This is a genomic window from Mesorhizobium shangrilense (assembly GCF_040537815.1).
GTDB lineage: Bacteria > Pseudomonadota > Alphaproteobacteria > Rhizobiales > Rhizobiaceae > Mesorhizobium > Mesorhizobium shangrilense.
In genome coordinates this window covers 25,453-43,212 of record NZ_JBEWSZ010000013.1, presented here as the reverse complement: position 1 = coordinate 43,212, position 17,760 = coordinate 25,453, and the positions used below count along the sequence as shown (strand labels likewise).

General features: G+C 59.3%; 15 protein-coding genes. 7 read left to right on the top strand and 8 right to left on the bottom strand.

Annotation, left to right across the window (positions count from 1 at the left end; genetic code table 11):
* The first annotated feature begins 4 nt into the window (after positions 1-4).
* From ABVQ20_RS38440 to rpoN, 7 genes are all read left to right on the top strand, one after another.
* On the top strand, positions 5-496 hold the full coding sequence (locus ABVQ20_RS38440; RefSeq protein WP_435528504.1) for a thermonuclease family protein: 492 nt from the start codon (positions 5-7) through the stop codon (positions 494-496).
* 1,384 nt (positions 497-1,880) lie between these two features.
* Entirely contained in the window at positions 1,881-3,365 is a 1,485-nt protein-coding gene (locus ABVQ20_RS38435; RefSeq protein WP_354465011.1) for a GMC oxidoreductase, read from the top strand.
* A gap of 12 nt (positions 3,366-3,377) precedes the next feature.
* Positions 3,378-4,436 carry an aminotransferase class III-fold pyridoxal phosphate-dependent enzyme gene (locus ABVQ20_RS38430; RefSeq protein ID WP_354465010.1) on the top strand — a complete coding sequence of 353 codons (1,059 nt, stop codon included), beginning with the start codon at positions 3,378-3,380 and terminating at the stop codon, positions 4,434-4,436.
* A 204-nt stretch (positions 4,437-4,640) separates the two neighbouring features.
* On the top strand, positions 4,641-5,330 hold the full coding sequence (locus tag ABVQ20_RS38425) for an HAD-IA family hydrolase (protein ID WP_354465009.1): 690 nt from the start codon (positions 4,641-4,643) through the stop codon (positions 5,328-5,330).
* Positions 5,327-6,763 (top strand): glycosyltransferase, encoded by a 1,437-nt coding sequence (locus ABVQ20_RS38420; RefSeq protein ID WP_354465008.1) that lies wholly within the window; start codon positions 5,327-5,329, stop codon positions 6,761-6,763. The genes ABVQ20_RS38425 and ABVQ20_RS38420 overlap by 4 nt, the downstream gene beginning before the upstream one ends.
* A gap of 1,567 nt (positions 6,764-8,330) precedes the next feature.
* Positions 8,331-8,864, top strand: coding sequence for a peroxiredoxin (locus ABVQ20_RS38415; RefSeq protein WP_354465007.1), 534 nt, complete (start codon positions 8,331-8,333; stop codon positions 8,862-8,864).
* A 170-nt stretch (positions 8,865-9,034) separates the two neighbouring features.
* The gene (rpoN, locus tag ABVQ20_RS38410; protein ID WP_354465006.1) at positions 9,035-10,444 is read left to right on the top strand and encodes an RNA polymerase factor sigma-54; all 1,410 of its coding nucleotides are present in this window, start codon (positions 9,035-9,037) and stop codon (positions 10,442-10,444) included.
* Between the two features lie 18 nt (positions 10,445-10,462).
* Here rpoN and ABVQ20_RS38405 read toward each other — a convergent pair whose 3' ends face one another.
* The 8 genes from ABVQ20_RS38405 to ABVQ20_RS38375 all read right to left on the bottom strand — a co-directional run bounded on the left by ABVQ20_RS38405 (position 10,463) and on the right by ABVQ20_RS38375 (position 17,147).
* Entirely contained in the window at positions 10,463-11,083 is a 621-nt protein-coding gene (locus ABVQ20_RS38405; protein WP_354465005.1) for a nitrogen fixation protein NifQ, read from the bottom strand.
* Positions 11,070-11,432, bottom strand: coding sequence for a ferredoxin III, nif-specific (fdxB, locus tag ABVQ20_RS38400; protein WP_354465044.1), 363 nt, complete (start codon positions 11,430-11,432; stop codon positions 11,070-11,072). The genes ABVQ20_RS38405 and fdxB overlap by 14 nt, the downstream gene beginning before the upstream one ends.
* 109 nt (positions 11,433-11,541) lie before the next feature.
* Complete coding sequence (locus ABVQ20_RS38395; protein ID WP_354465004.1) at positions 11,542-12,594, bottom strand: LLM class flavin-dependent oxidoreductase; 1,053 nt, start codon at positions 12,592-12,594, stop codon at positions 11,542-11,544.
* Positions 12,595-12,900: 306 nt separating this feature from the next.
* Entirely contained in the window at positions 12,901-13,872 is a 972-nt protein-coding gene (locus tag ABVQ20_RS40645) for an SDR family oxidoreductase (protein ID WP_435528503.1), read from the bottom strand.
* Positions 13,763-14,503, bottom strand: a complete 741-nt coding sequence (locus ABVQ20_RS40640; RefSeq protein ID WP_435528502.1) for an SDR family NAD(P)-dependent oxidoreductase — start codon at positions 14,501-14,503, stop codon at positions 13,763-13,765. Before ABVQ20_RS40640 ends, ABVQ20_RS40645 begins: the two co-directional genes overlap by 110 nt.
* A 367-nt stretch (positions 14,504-14,870) precedes the next feature.
* On the bottom strand, positions 14,871-15,461 hold the full coding sequence (locus ABVQ20_RS38385) for a nuclear transport factor 2 family protein (protein WP_354465003.1): 591 nt from the start codon (positions 15,459-15,461) through the stop codon (positions 14,871-14,873).
* A 213-nt stretch (positions 15,462-15,674) separates the two neighbouring features.
* On the bottom strand, positions 15,675-15,884 hold the full coding sequence (locus tag ABVQ20_RS38380; RefSeq protein ID WP_354465002.1) for a ferredoxin: 210 nt from the start codon (positions 15,882-15,884) through the stop codon (positions 15,675-15,677).
* Between the two features lie 45 nt (positions 15,885-15,929).
* Positions 15,930-17,147 carry a cytochrome P450 gene (locus ABVQ20_RS38375; protein ID WP_354465001.1) on the bottom strand — a complete coding sequence of 406 codons (1,218 nt, stop codon included), beginning with the start codon at positions 17,145-17,147 and terminating at the stop codon, positions 15,930-15,932.
* Positions 17,148-17,760: the final 613 nt, after the last annotated feature.

Here is a 17,760-nt window from a genome sequence, read left to right as displayed (position 1 = left end):
GCAAATGTCAGTAGATGGATGCGGGCTGCCGCAATGGGCGCTCAATCCCAAATGGGAGGCCCGCGACAAGATCAAGGCGCCGCCCCCGGTCCTATGCGATCCGCTCGCCAAGGCATGGCTGAAACGCACTGTCGGCAACAAAAGCGTCGAATGTGCTGTTCTCGGCTACAGCCATGACGGTGTGCCGCTCGGTCGCTGCGCAACGGGCGGCGAGGATCTCGCCCTCGAAATGCTGCGTGTCGGATGGGCGCGGGTCGCCGCGCCCTACCCCGTGAACGGCCAGTATCTGACCGTTCAGAACTACGCGATGGCAGCGCGCTACGGCATGTGGGCCACTTACGTCCTCGATATGAATGAGTGTCTACGCAAGGCGGTCGACAAGACGCCCGACCGGCGTCCGATCGCCGATTTTAACCTACTCGCTCAGCGCGAGAGTGGAATTTCGCCTCCCTTCGATGCCGTCACAAACCGAAGAGGGCAGACCGATCATTGCTAGACCTGGCCCATATTTAGAGCTCGCTCGCAACCGATCCTATGGCGGGCCCTGTTGCTGGCCATAGCCATATCGTTCGCCCTCCTTACGGTTTCGGCCAAAGTGTGGTGGGTCCTCGGGCCGCTCGCCGCGCTGCTCCTGTCGCTTCGATTTTCCTTCGCGATCAATGCAATGAGCGTGAAGCAGAGAACCAGAAGATCCCCACATTATAGAGCAGCGGTTTGTTGGGGATATCACGGCAATGAGTGGGAAAGGCGAAGAAGCTGACAAGAAAGCTATCGAACGCCAGATGACGCTCCAAGAGGCATCCTGAGCCAGTGCGGCGCTCGGCAGGAAGGTGACAGCGGCAAAGCCAGTTGCGGCGTAAAGCAGTTGTTTCATGTCAGATGATCCTCTCATCAGCCTGCCGGCAGTGGCGCGCTGATCATTCCGGCCCATAGTTGCCCGGCGCTGTCCCAAGAATTGCGGACAGAACTCTAAGATAAAGCATGCATCATGCGCCATCGTTGTCCAATACCCGACAATGTCGGGTATGCAACGTAACAGAATCTGACCAATCAGATGTTTTCAAATGCTTTCTGCTTTGGCACGGTACATGCAAGGCTATCCGCAAGACGAGTACGGACTGAGGAGAAGTCTCCCAAAACCTCTTCCAGGGGGCTCAAAAAGCCATCTGAGGTCGATGCGCATGAATTCTGGCTACGCCACCTCCCGAGGGGTACCGGTCCGGCAGTGATCGCGTCGCCTAAAGTCTCGTGCTTGAGGAGACGAAAGTGAACACTTCCAAACCTCTCCTAGTAAATGTGGGCATGGACAAAGACGTGTCCCCTCCTCTCGCCCTGCCCTCTAACCCTGTCCTGCTCGGCGGTGAGAACCGCTCCGGCACCACTCTGCTCAGTGTCCTGCTCGACACCCTGACGGGTCCCTCGCGGTCCTCCATCGGCTGGTACGTAGGTATGGGCCCCATCACCTTCCCTGCAAGCGCAACCGACTCCTTCGCTGAGGCGGTGCGCTCCGCGGTCTCCGGCCTCGACGGAGTGAAGGACCTGGCCCAGATACCCATACCCCGAGTGGAGGAGTTCCTCGGCCGACCCCTCCGCGACCCCTTCATGGTTTCGTACAGTGACCTTCGTCGCACCCCCGGTGCCCGAGACTGGAACACTTTGGCGGATTGTCATCCTCTGCGGCCGCAGCAGCGACCCGGACGAAGTGTACCTCTGGGTCGCGCGTACCTACGACGGCCTCTTCGTCAACTACCGTCACCCTGCCACCGGCCCGGCAGGCATCGCGGTTCCCCACTACGTGGCCCGTATAAGCACCTCCTGGCCTCCATCGCGAGCACCGCCCGCTGGCCAGCTACCGCACACCCCACAGGAGACTATTGACCGTGACGGACATCAGACACATTGCAGCGGACTCATGTAATTACACAAACTTCGATGCGGTTATCGTCGGCTCCGGGCCATCTGGATCGATCGTCGCCCGAACACTTGCGGAAAGGGGCTGCCATGTGGCCGTCCTGGAATATGGAGGCCTGGTTTCCCCTGGCGCCATGCTTGAGCCTCATCAAGCGGCCTACAGCAAGGCACTCACTTCCAACGGCCCCGCCGATGGTAACCCATGGACAGCGTGCTGCGTCGGCGGCGGGATGCCGTTCTACAACGGGATAACGTTCAGGTACCGACAAGCAGATCTGTCAGTCTCCCAATATCTTGCGACTGACATGGAGATTAATTGGCCCATTACCCTCCAGGATCTTGAACCCTACTATTCGGAGATCGAGCATCTCCTGGAGGTCAGTGGTGCGAATGGGTTCCTATCGTATCCAGCCAGTCCGCGTGGGTTGATGTTATCCAATGCAATGCAGGAACTCAGCATAAGATCAAAGAGCATCCCCCTGGCAATCAGGCCGCCAAGGACCAACAAGGGATGCACCAATTGTTCGGCTTGCGATGATCTGGTGTGCCCTACGGATGCGAGAGCATCAGTGCTTGCAAGAAACATTTTGGATGACTCTCCCCTGCCAGGAACGATCTCGGTTCTATACGGCTGTTTCGTCAACCGGATCGAAATGCGGGACGACGGTCGGGCTGAAGCCCTTGAGTGCTATGTGCCGCTCTCATCGGAACTGATCCGGATCCCAGTTGAAAGGGTCATCGTCTGCGCAAACGCGATACAATCAGCGGCATTGATGCTTCGGTCGAAGAGTGGGCATGCACCGAAGGGAATAGGAAACGAATCCGGCCTCGTTGGGCGGGGCCTCTCATTCAAGATTAAAGGCTACTCCGTCGGCTACATGGAACCGGCCGATCGCGGCTCCGGTGCATTTGCTCCGCACTGGGGACCGCATGCGACGGTTTATACCGATGACTTCTACGAGCATAACGACGTGCCATGCAGATTTGGCGGCCTCATTTATGAAGCGAATTTCCCCTCGCCGGATAAGAACGTCGGCCTTGTGCGCCTGCACTACACAGCTGGAGAAGAGCCATGGTCGCATAATCGCGTCGTGCTTGACGAGGCCGTTGACCAGTACGGTATCCCTTACATCCGTTTCGAATACCGAAACTCCGAAAATGACCGTGCGCGAATAAATTTTCTCGCCGACCGCGCGGATGACATTCTGCGCCATCTTGGCGCATTCCGCATCGAGCGAGAGCCATCTTCCCATGGAAAAGGCAGCGGCCACCTGCACGGCACGATGCGTGCCGGATGTGATCCGAGGACCTCGGTGGTAGACAGCTGCGGCAGGGTCCACGGGTTCACCAACATCCATGTCATGGATGGCTCCGTTATGAACTTCGCGGGGAGCAGCAATCCGACACACACATTCATGGCCAACGCCAGGCGAATGGCCATGTCAGTCAAGTAAGGGGCAATTTCGATGCTCGATCCTGGAGCTACCGAGCATTTGGCGGAATGGGAGCGTGACACCCGGTCATCCATCATATTCCGGTCCGCCAATGGCGGGATGGCGGAGGATATCAACGGCAAGATCTATCTGGATATGACGTCCTGCAGCGGGGCTTCGCCCTTGGGCAACAATGACCCAGTGTTCAAGGCCAAGCTTGCGCAGGCGATGGAGCGAGAAACTGATATTCTGCCATCTCCGGTGAGTGAGCAACGCCAGATACTCGCCGGGAAAATCTCGGAGATGTTCCCAAGCAATTCCAGAGTGTTCTTTCTGAGGACCGGATCTTGTGCGACGGAAGCGGCTGTTCGGATCGCCCGACACCGAACTGGCCGGCCGGTCATCCTGACGGCTGGCTTCCACGGGTGGCACGACATCTTTCAACAGCACCCCTGGTCGGGCAATCCGCCGGCCAAGGATCAGCATATCCAGGATTTCCAATATGATCTCGATAACCTTGAGCAGCAGCTAGTCGGGAACGAGGGGAGAGTCGCGGGCATTTTCGTCACGCCTGAGTCTTCGGTCTTTCCTCCGGAATTGCTCCAGGAGATCTCCAGGATGGCTAGCCCGCATGGAGTATTGCTTATCGTTGATGAGGTTCTATGCGGACGTCGTTACGCCAAGGGTGGCTACTACCGAAAACACGGTGTGAAAGCTGACCTCATCACATTGGCGAAGGGGATCGCACAAGGCATTGGCCTTTCCGCGGTCGTCGGCACCGCCGGTGCCATGGTGGGAGCCGACAAGGCCTACCTTGGTAATACCTATCTGCGCGAGAACCGGGCCTATGTGGCCGGCAACCTGACACAGGAAATCTCTGAAGAAGCAGAAATCGCGGCTCGCATCGCCGAGAGCGGCTTAGCGCTCAAGAGGCAGTTCCAGACCTCGTTCGAGCGTAGCGAAATACCTGCGCGCGTGCTCGGAGCGATACCATGTTCAGAATCGTTCTGCCCTCGCAAAAGCATGGAAGGGTCTTCGCTCAGAGGTGTCTGCAACACGGTATCTACACCGGCTACCCAGGGACATACATGAGCAATGCGTCCATGGAAGGTGCATTTTTCGCAGCTTTGCAGCCGGCACTGGAGCGAGCACTCGCAGACTACCGCAAGGACGAGGACATGACTGCACAGGTCACTGACGCACCCATAGTCGAATACTGCGCGGAGGCGTTCCACACCACAGAAAGAGTATGTCTCTCCAGCAAGCATCATTCGGGCTGATACGGGGAGGAAAGCCGTGAAAGATCGAACGAAAACCACAACCGTCAATGTTCAGCTCGAAGATTATGATCATGTTGCCTTCGATCTGGACGGTACCCTTGTAGATTCGGAGGCTGTGGTCGAAAGCGCACTCCGTCGATGGGCACGAGAGGAACGGATCTCTCCGGATTACGCAATTCGGATGTCGGCCGGCCGCCGGGACGTCGACCTGGTGGCGGCGATTACGCCCGGTCGCTCGCCAGAACGCGAAGCAACTCGCATTGCGGATTATGAGATCCAAGCGATGAGGCTGTTGCAACCGATCCAGGGCGCCGCAGAGTTCTATAGCTCGATCCCCGCCGAACGGAGATCTATTGTCACCTCTTCGGCAAGGGTTTCGGCCCTTGCCCGCCTCGAGGCCGCTGGGCTCTCCCGCCCGAGGATCATGATTGCAGCCGAGGACGTCAGTCACGGAAAGCCGCATCCGCAACCCTATCAAACGCTGTTGCGAATGCTGCGCATCACTCCCAAAAGATGCTTGGTTTTTGAGGATTCCCGCACCGGTATTGAAGCGGCGATCGCTGCAGGCTGCGACTGCGTAGGTGTCGGCCCCAATGCCAGGGGTCACCCTGACACCAGGGGCTGGATAGAGAATTTTAGCGAGGCTTCCTTTCTAACCGGCCGCGCTGAACCTGCTTCTCAGACTGAACGGCGGGCCACGAAATGAAAGTATCAACGAAATCCCGCACACCACTATTTGATGAGGTGCTGATAGAAGGCTCGGTACTTGAGCATTACGCAGCGGAACGAAACAAGTATGACGAACTTCTCAATGAACTATTTCGTTCGTCCAGTGCAATTCGTGACAAGATTGGCCGCCGTTCTATTTGGCACATAAATTCCACCGCGTTCGGCGGTGGGGTGGCCGAAATGCTTCCACACCACATATGCCTCCTTCGGGAACTTGGTTTTGATGTGCGTTGGCTCATTTTTAAACCGAAGGAAGAGCAATTTTTTGAGTTCACCAAAGGACTTCACAATTCTCTGCACGACGCCGCTGTGGCAGGCTTGAATGATCTGCTGCCGCATTATCTTGAGGCATCGAAGCAAGGCGCCGCGCAGCTGGAAAGGATTATCAGACCTGATGCCTTTCTGATTATTCATGATCCGCAGCCACTTGGTGCAGCTGCGAAGTTCCTGGACTCTCACCCGCACCCGGCTATCTGGCGATGCCACATCGGCTATCCAAAGCGCACCCCGACAGTCGACGAAACCTGGGGGTTTCTGGGAGAATACCTGCGTCAATTCCAGCGCATTGTCCTGAGCGCCAAGGAATATGCCTTTGATACCGGTCTCCCCATAGATATCATCCAGCCATCGATCAGCCCATTCTCAAGCAAGAACCGTAACTATGAAGGGCCAGCGGGCAAGACGCTGGAGAATTCGTTTTCGTTCAATAGCCAAGAATTCGAGCCCACCTCATCCCTTCAGAACATTCTCGGCTCGCGGTATTTCCTGCATGTATCCAGGTGGGATGGACTGAAAGGAATTGACCGGATCATCGCCGCTTTCGATCGCTTTGTGAAAATGGCGCTCGCCGATGCAGACGATATACGCATGGTGATCGCGGGACCGGATCCTTTGGATGTTGCCGACGATCCTGAAGGACGCGAGTATTTCGAGAAATGCGTCGCATTATGCTCTCAATTACCCAAGGAAGTGCGGCGGCGCGTGTATCTGACCTGTATCTCGATGAAGGACCACGACGCAAATGCCGAAATTGTCGGCCGGCTGCAACAGAACGCCCATGGAGTATTTGCGCTCTCTCGCGAGGAGGGCTTCGGCCTGACAGCAACAGAGGCCCTGTTCCGAGGAAAACCCGTCGTAGTGTCGTCCGCCTTTGGCCTAAAGAGGCAGGTCGTAAATGGGCTGAATGGCGTTGTCCTCGACGAGCCGGACATCGAGGACAAAGCTGCAGAAATGATGCATCGCCTTGCGACCGGTTATAGTGATTTCGAGGAGATGGCCAGAACCGCGCGCGAAAACTGCCTGCGCTCGAGTACGCAAATCTCGCAAATTCCAAAGTGGTATGAGTCGATTCAATCGGCTCTATCCAGCTTTGAGGGGGTGCAATACCGGGAACCGTTCCAAACCAGCTGATCAGGGGCGACGGATCGGAGAGGTGCGGGACTGCTCGAGCGTCCAACCGGCCAAGCGCACTTTTTCGTCCACATATCAGTGCGTGCCTGGCCCGCATCGAGCGGACATGGCCGAGGGGCGTCCTTGGTGCCATATGCGCTGTGACCAGGTCCGAGAGCTTCATCGGGTGGCCCTCGTTTACTGGTCGAGGCCAACCGGCTTGGGAGACAGAGGCGCGATCTTGGGGGGAAGCGCCGTGGCTTACTAGTAGCGGTCAAGCTCCTTGGTGTGGCTGGGTTCATCGTCCTGTTCTGGCCATCGCATTGGCGAGCATCGAGCACGCTCCATGTTGATCGCCTATTCTCCACAACGCCCCACTGACAAGATCACCGAAGCAATTTGCGTGCCGGATTGGCGCTGCGTTTGCGTTCCACCGCTTGCCCACTAACCGGTGGCCCGGCCTTTGGCGGCCTTTCGGTCGGGTTTGCGACATTCTTGTCCAGTTTCGGACAAAAGAAGGTTGCCGATCAACACTCTCGGGGAGACCAAATGGAACCTCAGGCATGTAAAGGTCTCACCAGGGCGGAACTTGATCCCAACGAATTCGGACCAGGGCGCTTGCTGAAGAGCGCGCGCTCATGGTTGCTGCGCCAGCCGTGTCTGCGCCATAGCCGTGCCTGCGCACGCAAGAACACGCAAACGGCAGACGCTATGCAATCGCTGCACTGCCCGGTGCGGCATCGGCTCGTCTGCCCGTTTCGTCATTCCCCAGCCGGTCGCGGAAGCGCTGAATACCCGCACCATGCGGCACCTTTGTTCAGTGTGGTGACCAGGCGGTTATAGCGCGCACCCAGCCCAAGCGAAGACGTCCTCGCGAAGCCAAAGGATCGCTGCAAAAGCTCTTCATTTAAAATGGCACGGCGCTTGCTACTCGTGGTTAGAGCCCATCAAAGCACGAAGAAAGCGACTACCGAACCATGGCTGACACGCGAAGCTCTATAGGATCGCCCGAGGCGACGGCGCCCAGTCTCGCTGAAGATCGGGACATCGTCGGCTTCGGAGATCCATGCTTGGTAGCTGCTTTGCGGATGGCTGGTCCGATGCCGACACGGCATCACGTGGCGCTCGCGCGATTGCCATTTACCGGTTCCGATCAGCATGTGAGTGCCCAAGAGCCCCATCAAAGGGTCACCCAAGCCAAGGTCGGCGGGTCACCGGCAGGCCACGACAATAAGCTGAACCAGTTCGGTGACGCGGGTCTCTTGCGTGAGGTCATATTCGCGGCTTCACACGCTTATTCCGATACTGGCCACTTCCGGTTGCTACCACTTTCATTCCGGGCACGAGCAGCGGGTGATCGAGGCCGCTTCCGGCGTCGTAGCCGCGGAAAGAGTGACCAAGCCGCTCGAAGGCCTCTAGATCCCTCATATAGATGCCGTTCGGGTGACAAAGACCAGGAGCCAGGCCGTTCCCATGCACTCGGGAGCCGCGAAGGCCTCATCTCATGCCCGGCATGCGGGCCGCAGTTCGGTATTGCGCCAGTCCCAGCCGAAATCCAGTGCGCCAGTTTTTCTAGAGGAGCAAGTTGATGACCGTTCAAAAGAAGGTTCCCTTCGTCACCTTTCTCACGCGTGTACGCGATGAGTCAGTCCAGGGGCCAAATCCATATCGCTGGGAAGAAAAGACATCCGACGACTATTTCGGCGGCAAGCGCGTCATCCTATTCTCGCTGCCTGGTGCCTTCACCCCGACCTGCTCGACCTACCAACTGCCCAATTTCGAAGAGCTCTACGACGAGTTTGAGAAGCAGGGAATTGACGCGGTCTACTGTGTCTCCGTCAACGATGCCTTCGTCATGAATGCGTGGGGGAAGTCCTTGGCTCTGCAGAAGGTCAAGCTCATCCCGGACGGCTCAGGCGAGTTCACGCGCAAAATGGGCATGCTGGTCGCCAAGGACAATCTCGGCTTCGGTATGCGTTCCTGGCGCTACGCCGCCCTGATCAACAATGGCGTGGTGGAGCAGTGGTTCGAGGAGGAAGGTTTCTCCGACAACTGTGAGACCGACCCCTATGGCGTCTCATCCCCACAGAACGTTCTTGAGACGTTGAAAGCCGCTGCATGACCTTTCGATCATAGGTGTGCAGCGGTGTTTGGGCGACGAAGTGCACAAAAACAAAACTCCAAAGCGCATCCCATGAGGCCGGAGAAATGTGATGCGCTTTAGAGGCGTCGACCTGTGAGAGAACCAATTAGCCACGGCCAAGAGCTTCTTTGACAGGGACCGCACTGACCATGCAACCATCAGTAAGCCTACTTCAGAAACAGTCTCTGGTTGCATCGCCTCAACTCATTGAGTCGATTCGTTTGCTGCAACTGGCGCATGCCGAACTGCATCAATTCGTGGAGCAGGAACTCGAGAAGAACCCGCTTTTGGAGCCTGCCTCAAAGGACGACGGGTCGTTTGGCGAGGTTGAGGGACCGACCTGGTCCGGGTCACCGGACCGGCTCAGGCAAGGGAAATCCCTGCCCAATGGGACCAGTACCGCGCCGGGTGATCGTCCTGCCCTCGAGGAATTTGTCGCCTTGGTCGAAACGTTGCACGACCATGTCGCTCGTCAGATCGCCCTCACTGCATTCACACCGCAGGAGCAGCTCATTGCTGGCGAGCTTGCCGCTCACCTGGAAGACACCGGCTATCTTGAGGTAAGTTCGTTGGAGCTGGCCGGGAGCCTAAACGTCCGTGTGGCTGATGTGGAGCGGGTTCTGGAAACCCTGCAGCACTTCGATCCACCGGGAATTTTTGCACGAACTCTCAGCGAATGCCTCGAGATACAGCTGCGCCAGCGCGACCGGTTCGATCCGGCGATGGCGGCTTTGGTCGCCAATCTTGAGATGCTTGCGCGACGCGATTTTCAGGCATTGAAACAGCGTTGCGGCGTCGATGAAGACGACCTCCTCGACATGTTGCAAGAAATCCGTGCGCTCGATCCCAAGCCTGGAAACAGATTCCAATCGGGGCCGCCGGAAACCATCATACCCGACGTCTGGGTCCTGCCCTCGCCCGGAGGTGGATGGCAGATCGAGCTTGATCCGAACACGCTGCCCAAGCTGCTGATTAACCAAAGCTATGTCGCGGAGGTCTCACGCCGGGCCGGCAAAAATTCGAAAGACATGGTATTTCTCAATGAATGCTTGCAAAATGCGAACTGGCTAATCCGCAGCCTCGATCAGCGCGCTAAGACGATCCTTAAGGTGGCGACCGAAATCGTGCGCCAGCAGGATGCCTTTTTGGAACATGGCGTCGCCCACCTGCGGCCGCTCAATCTCAGGACTGTCGCTGACGCAATCAACGTGCACGAGTCAACGGTGAGCCGGGTGACGTCGAACAAGTACATGCTTACCCCACGCGGGGTATTCGAACTGAAGTACTTTTTCACTGTCGCGATCGCCTCCTCGGAGGGCGGTGACGCGCATTCCGCCGAAGCTGTCCGCCATCGGATCAAGGCAATCGTCGCCGAAGAATCGCTTGATGACGTGCTTTCCGACGATGACATTGCTGTCCGGCTCAAGGAAACCGGCATCGAGGTCGCTCGCCGCACCGTCACAAAATATCGCGAGGCGATGAACATCCCCTCCTCCATACAGCGGCGCCGGGAAAAGCGGCTATGGTTCAACGGCGAACAAGGCCTGAAGGCCTCGTAACCCAAACGAATGCGGCCCTTAATCTAATGCGATCGCGTACTTGACCCGCATGAGGCGACTTTCTCCTTCTTCCGGGCCGAAGCAGCTTTCGAAATCATTGCATTCCCGGCAATTGGGTGTGGTGCATAGCGAAAAACCTTCGGCCTCGCAGAGTTTGCGGTAAAAGTACTTCTTCCACCTCATGTTTTGGGTGTTGCCGGCCGCCAGCATCGGAAAATGCGTGGCAAGCAGGCGGTTGAGCTCGGCCCGATTGAAAAGGCCAAGGTCCTGCCAGAGATGGTCGTTGCGCATGGCACGACGGGCGATGATCTTAGCGAAGCGGGCGCTGGCCGGATCGCCAGGCCTGGCATGCGCCAGCAGCAGGCCGTGCAAAAGTTCTTCCTCCGTACCCCGCTCTGGGTCGCCGGCGTCATCCAAGGCGAAGGCGTTTATAGCGGTAGCAGGAAAACTGCGGGTCAGGACATCGCTCAACTCGGCGCGGGAAAGGCCCGTTGCCTCCGTCGCCGTCGCCTCGCCGGCCTCGACCTCCTTGAGCGCACACGACAGGACACAGGCAAGCACATGCTGGTCGAACTCCTTCTCGAGCTCGATCCGAGGCCATTGGCCGGGGCTAAGACAGCCATAGTTAGGGGCGAACATGGTCCCGTTCTCCTGGGTTTGTCTCGTCAGATGATGCAGCGACTTTGTCGGCTGCAACGTGGGTCTGGCAGTCCTTCGGGCAGAGGTGGCCGCAGGCTCCGCAACCGATGCAGCGGCCGGCATGGTCGACGACCATGATCATGCGATTGAGCTCGCCATCGAAGTCATCGTCCTCGCCGCCGCAGGCGCCGAGGAGTTCACCCGGGTCACCGACGCCGTGAAGGTGCATGACTTCGCGCGAGCAGACCTTGAAATAGCGGCCGCGGCCGGTGCAGGCGGAGCTGTCGATAGCGGTGAGACATCCCGGCACCCATCTGGCGCCGTCGAGGGTGACGAAAGCGCTCCTCATTCGAAAAGCGATCTTTAAGTCCCGTCCCTGAGCCCTGCCGTTGGACGTGCGCTTATGCCGGCTGAAACGATCATGCAGCTGAGGCAAAAAGTTCAAGCCGTTGCGCACTTCAAATCTGCGCATGACCCAGCGACTTGTTGATCGCGGGAATGATCTTGTCTCCCCAGAGCTCGATCTGGCGCAGCATCGTCTTTTGGTCGAAATCTCCCAATTGGGTCTGAATTGCGATCTGATCCGGTCTCAAGATGTCCATCTCTTCCAGCAGGCGATCGATCACGCGATTGACACTGCCGATCGGCAGGTTCTTGCGCATGGTCTCGAACGACAGATCCTGCCGCGTCGGTGTTTCCGTCAGCAGATAGCCGTCGTCGCTCTGCTGACGGCGCTGATGCAACGCCTCTGACAGCCGGCGCTGGAAGCGGGCGTTATCGAGATAGCTGTTGATCTCCGCCTGGTCGTCGCTGGCATAGCAGCAGCGCAGCAGCGAAATCTTGGCGTCCGTGACATTCCTGCCCTCGCAAGCCGCTGCCTTCTCGATGGTTCGGCGCAGCCTGCTCAAATCCTCCAGGCCATCGTGGAATGCTGTGACAAAGAAATTGTGTCCCTCGCGATAGGCCCGCTCCATGCGCGCCGGCCCGCCGGCGATCCAGATCGGCGGGGTCGGCTTCTGGACGGTGCGCACCGAAATCGCTGTCGGGGGTATGTTCTCATACTGGCCGTTGTGCTCGAAGACCTTCTGGTTGAGGCCCTTCAGGAGGATGTCCAGGTATTCCGAAAAGACGGCCGGCGCCTCATCGATATTGACGCCGAAGCGCTCGAACTCGAATTGCTGGTATCCCACGCCGACGCCGAGCTCGAGACGACCGTTCGCAACGATGTCGGCGAAGCCGATCTCGGAAAGCAGGCGCTGCGGTTGATAGAGCGGCAGCACGCAGACGGCAGTGCCGAGGCGAATGGTGTTCGTCACGCCGGCGCAGTGCGCCACCATCATCAAGGGTGACGGAATCAGGCTGTAATTGTTGAAGTGGTGCTCGGGGAACCAGGCGGTGCCGAAGCCAGCCTGCTCCGAAACGACGGCCTGTTCGATGGAGTTTCGGATGACGCTGTCGGAGGATTGATGGTAGCCACGTTGGGCGGCCAGGATGAAGGTGGCGAATTCCATGGTGTCTCCTTGTTTGCAGATGGAGTTGGCCAATCAGGGGCATGCGCACAGATTGCTTTGGCCGCGGTGGCGATCCGACGCTCGGCGCCGGCATAGTCTTGCGGCAAACCGCTCGCATTCCGCGGTTGCAAGCGCACCCGGAAGGCTCGGAACTGTTTCGACCCCGAGGAGGACCTTTCCGCGCCAAAGACCATATCCTCGATCGCGGACCACGCTGCGGGCGCGTCGCGCAGCGGGAGCCTGGGAGCAATTTGAAATCTTGGGCTTCCATGAGCCGAAGCCCGTCGCCTGGCGAATGGTCGATACTCAGCCCGCGGCCTCCGCAAAACATTCGTCATAGAGTTCGCTGGCGTTTCCCGCATCACCGAACGAGGTCCAGCCGCCGTCCACGTAGAGGATCGAGCCGTTGATGTATGAGGCGTCAGACGAAGCGAGGAAAAATGCCGCGTCTGCGACATCTTCCGGCCGTCCCATCCTGCCCATCGGGATGCGTCGTCTGATCGCTGTCGAGTCGATGCGGCCGACTTTCGCCAACTGAGCAACGCCAGGCGTGCGGATGTAACCAGGAGCGACGGTGGCTGTCCGAATGCCGACCGGCCCGAGTTCGGCCGCCATGCATCGGGTCAGAATGCCCATCCCCGCCTTGGAGGCGCCGTAGGCATGGCGCGGCGCGAACGGCAGAAAGCTGTTGATCGATCCGAGGTTGAGGATCACGCCGCCAGGGCGCATTGTCTTGATCGCCTCGCGCGCGCAAATGAAGGCGCCGGTAAGATTGACATCCAGGACGTGTTCGATCCGTTCCGGTATTTGTTCGATCCCCGACAACAACGTCTCGGCGACACCAGCACCGTTGACGAGGACATCGACGCGCCCGAAGCGTCCCCGCAACTCCTCGAACAGCGCGACAACCTCACTCTCGACGGCCACGTCCACGGATTTGGCCGGGTTCTTGCCGTCGAGCAATCCAGCGAACTCTGCTGCTGCAGCGCCATCTCTGTCAGCAATCACGACGGTATCGCCGCTCGCGGCAAAGCGGCGAACCACGGCCGCGCCTATGCCGTTCGCACCACCCGTGACGAGCACGATTCGCGCGTCGGCGCGTTCGGCCGGACAGGAGAGTTCGGCTCGGGGCGTCCCATCCACCGGCGGGTGCGCATTCCCCGGCTGGTTAAATGACATCCAGCCGCCGTCGACCGCCAGCACCGATCCGGTGATATAGCGCGCCTGCGTGCTGGCCAGAAAACGCACAGCGAGGGCGATCTCGTCGGACCGCGCCAAGCGCCCCATCGGCACGCGGCGGCGCACCGCGGCGAGGTCGATTTTTGCCCGCGCGTTCCAGTTCAGCGACCATCGGCGTGCGCACGTAGCCCGGCGCTACCGCCGTCACGCGGATGCCGCGAGAAGCCCAGTCGCATGCAAGCGACTTCGTCAATGAGATCAGGCCCGCTTTCGATGCTGCGTAGGCATTGCGCTTGGGATTGCCGACCATGCCCGCCATGGAAGCGATGTTGACGATAGCACCGCCCGGCCTCATGCGCCTCGCCGCTTCGCGAGCCATGACGAACGGCCCAATCAGGTTTACTGCCAGCCCGCGTCGGAAGGCGTCGACACCGGTGTCGACAGTTGCGGCCATGGTGGGTCCCATCGCCGCGTTGTTGATGAGGACGCCAATCTGCGCGAACTGTGCTTCGACCCGGCCGTAAAGCGCGAGAATATCCTCCTCCCGGGAGACATCGCACTCGAGGCCGAGATGCGGGTAGCCGAGACCATGAGCCAGTTCAACGACGCCGCTGCCCGGAAGGTCCACCGCAACAACAGTGTCTCCATCCTTGGCAACAACATCGACTAGGGCACGGCCGATCCCGCCCGCGGCGCCTGTAATGATGACGATGCGTCCTGCCTGCTTCATGAGAACTTCCCCGCGACCAGCCGCAGCGATTTCAGCCCATCAACGTTGGGCGGCGGAATGACCGGTCGAGGTAAAGCAGCACGCCCTGGTGACGGCCCGTTGCGGTCCCAGATAGACGTCGTGCGTTCCGGCTGCGGTCCAACTCTCGATTTGATATCCCAAGCTGGCAAGCGACCCGCCAAGACAGGCAGTAGCCTCGATGGGCGGCTGTGCCGATATCCCGCGGATCGATGCGCACCAGCCTCGTCGGCGGGCTCGTGACGCCAGAGCTGATCACGGTCACGCCGACGCGGGGCAGAAAGGCAATTTATCGGCCGCATCTTCACTGGGCAGGCTTTCGCCGGGCCGCTGTGGCATTGCAAAGTTGTCATAGTCTGTCGTCCCCACTGCCGATGCGGATCTCCCGTTCGAAATCACTGAAGGCATCATGGCGAGAAGGACGCTTGCCGAGCGCATAGACCGGATCATCCGGATGAGGTGCTCCAATCGGCTGCCGAGACCCGAACCGCTCTGCCTCAAGGGCCCCTGGTGGGATCTGCTCCTCGAGCCAATCGTAGACCACCGTCCGTTCGGCAACTCGCCACTCCCCTTCCCTCTTCTGAAACAGATCACAGTAGCGGCCGCAGAGGAGGGTCTGGCGTACTTCTCCGTCTCTGTCCGGTCCGCGTTGCAGCGCGGTGAAATAGCTTTCGACCGCGGCCTCTGCCGGGCTGATGAATTCGACCAGGATGTTCGTGATCTGATGGATGTTGCGGGGCCTGGTCTTGAAGACACCGAGCGCAAACCGGATGAAGCCCTCTGCCGAGCCGCAATAGGCCCCATGACTGTCATGCGCATCGGGCCAGTACGCGCTGCGCAACGCCGCCTCATCCGCGCGGTCTATCCCGCGGCAGTATCGATAGAGGCAGTCGCGGATCGCCTCACGGTCGAGTAATTCGGTAATTTTTGCCTGGTCCATTGTCTCTGTCGCAAAATTGCGTGATTGGAAGAAATGTTTGGCGAACCCCGCCGCCGGTTGCGCATCATGGCAGCACCTCGATGCCGGGGATGCCTTTGCGCAGTTGGACGAGGACGGGTTGGGGCAAAGGCAGCGTGCCGTTCTTCCAGTGTGCGGCCACATGGTCGATCCCCCATTCAAGCCCGCCAGGTTCTCGGTTCAATGACGTCCGATTCAACCTCGCGCAGCGGGTGTACGGTCGAGTTCCAGCGCACGTTCGGGGCAGGATCGCGCACCGCGTGACGCAAGCAGTTGCTCCCCCTCCCCAACCTCAATGTCACCGGGCAGGATGTAGCCCTCGTCATCAAGCCTGAAGACGTCCGGCGCTTGCGCCGAACATCGCGCGTGACCCTGGCATCTGGCTTTGTGGACAATAATGCGCATAGCGCTACCTCCAATGTCTGCGCCCCGGCTCGGGACGGGGCTTAGTCAGGACCAGTCCAGGATTAGATTTTCGATCCCGAATACATGGCCGCCAGAGGTAATGGGTGCCGTAGCCTTCTTGATCCGGAAAGCCGGGATGCGCGCCAGCCACTCCTCCAGGCCAATGACAATCTCCCGCCGGGCAAGGTGTGAGCCAAGGCAACGATGGGGACCATAGCCAAAGGCGGCGTGGCGGTTGTCCTCTCGCGCCAGATCGACCGTGTTGGGGCATTCGAATTCCGCCGGGTCACGATTGGCAATCATCGTGGCGCAGGAAACATAATCCCCCTTGCGGATCGGCGCGCCTTCGAAGTCGATATCTTTGGTTGCCACGCGGATTATCTGAACGGTCGGATAGGCGCGCAGCAATTCTTCGGCTGCAAGCACGATTCGGTCCGGTTCGCGCCGCAGCAAATCCTGATCTTTGAGGTTGCGCGCGAGATAAGCCAAGCCAAAGCCAATAGCTGCCGCGACCGTGTCGAGCCCCGCGACGAACACGAGCACGCCGATGCCACGGACTTCCTCCTCGGTCAGGCGGCGTCGCTCGACCTGTGCCTGCACGATGAAGGTCATGAAATCGTCGGCCGGTTCCTTGCGGCGCTTGGTTGCAAGTTCGTCGATGAAGGCCACAATCGTCTGGGCCGCCGCCGGTCGCTTCACATCGTCGCCGTGGAGCAGATCTTTCGCCCAGCCCACAAATGTATCGAGTCGGTGATCCGGCAGCCCCAGAAGGCGAAGGAAGATGCTGACCGTGAAAGGAAAGGCAAAATCCTTCATGACGTCGCAGCTTGTGCCCGATGCGGCTATCCTATCGATCAGCGTGATCGCTCGCTCGCGGACCTTCGGCTCCAATACCACCACCCGCTTCGGCGAAAGCAGGGGATTGAGCAGTGAGCGAAAAACACCATGGGCCGGTGGATCGAGTTCAAGCGGGATCATCGGCCAGCTTTCGCCCAGCGCGGATGAGAAGATGCTGCGATGGCTGGAAAAGGTTTCGGCGTCCTGCAGCACTCGGCGCTGGTCTGTGGCCCGAGTGACGACCCAGGTGCCCCGGCCATCGCGCGTGTTGCAGGGCGAATAAAAGATCGGCGGCCCGCTATGGACGCAAGCGACAGCTGCGTGCGGATCCCCGTTCGGCGTCGGCGCCATGCCAGGCGACGTGAACAGACTGAAGTCCCTCACCATTTCGGGCGGAACATGATCTGGAACCGGGTTGACCGCCATTTGGTTTCTCCTGAACGTCAGGCGTTCTTGCGCTCGATTGGATCGCACGACTGGTCACAAGGTCGATTACCAGCAGGGGATATGTTCCGGCTCAGGCGCCGTGCAGATTGGTCAATGACCACTGAGCTCCATGAAGCACTGCGAACGTCACTCTGACAAAACTGTCGGAGCAAGTTGCGTGCCGATTAGCGCACCGTTTGCGTTGCACCCCTTGCCCGGTCCCGGTGGCCCGGCCTTGGCGGCCTTTTGGTCGGGTTTGCGACATACTTGTTCAGCTTCGAACACAGAAGGTTGCGGATAGACGCCACGGAGGAGCAAATGAAAGGGACCTGAGGCATGCAAACGCCGCGACCCGAGCCGAACTCGATCCCCACGGCGTCCGGAGCGGTGCGCGCTTGTTGAAGGGCTGGAAGATGTCAAAGAGCTTCCTCGACAGGGCCGGAGTAGCAACAGCGCGATCGTAGATGCTGCGACAGCGGCGTCTTCGCGGATCGCCGTGCCTGCGGTAGAGACAAAGCCTTACCCGATCGCTGCAGTGCGCGCCGGCGCGCGACAATGCGTCGGCCGGCCTGTCCGGAACGGGTTCCCGAGCCTGTGCGAAAGTGCTGATCGC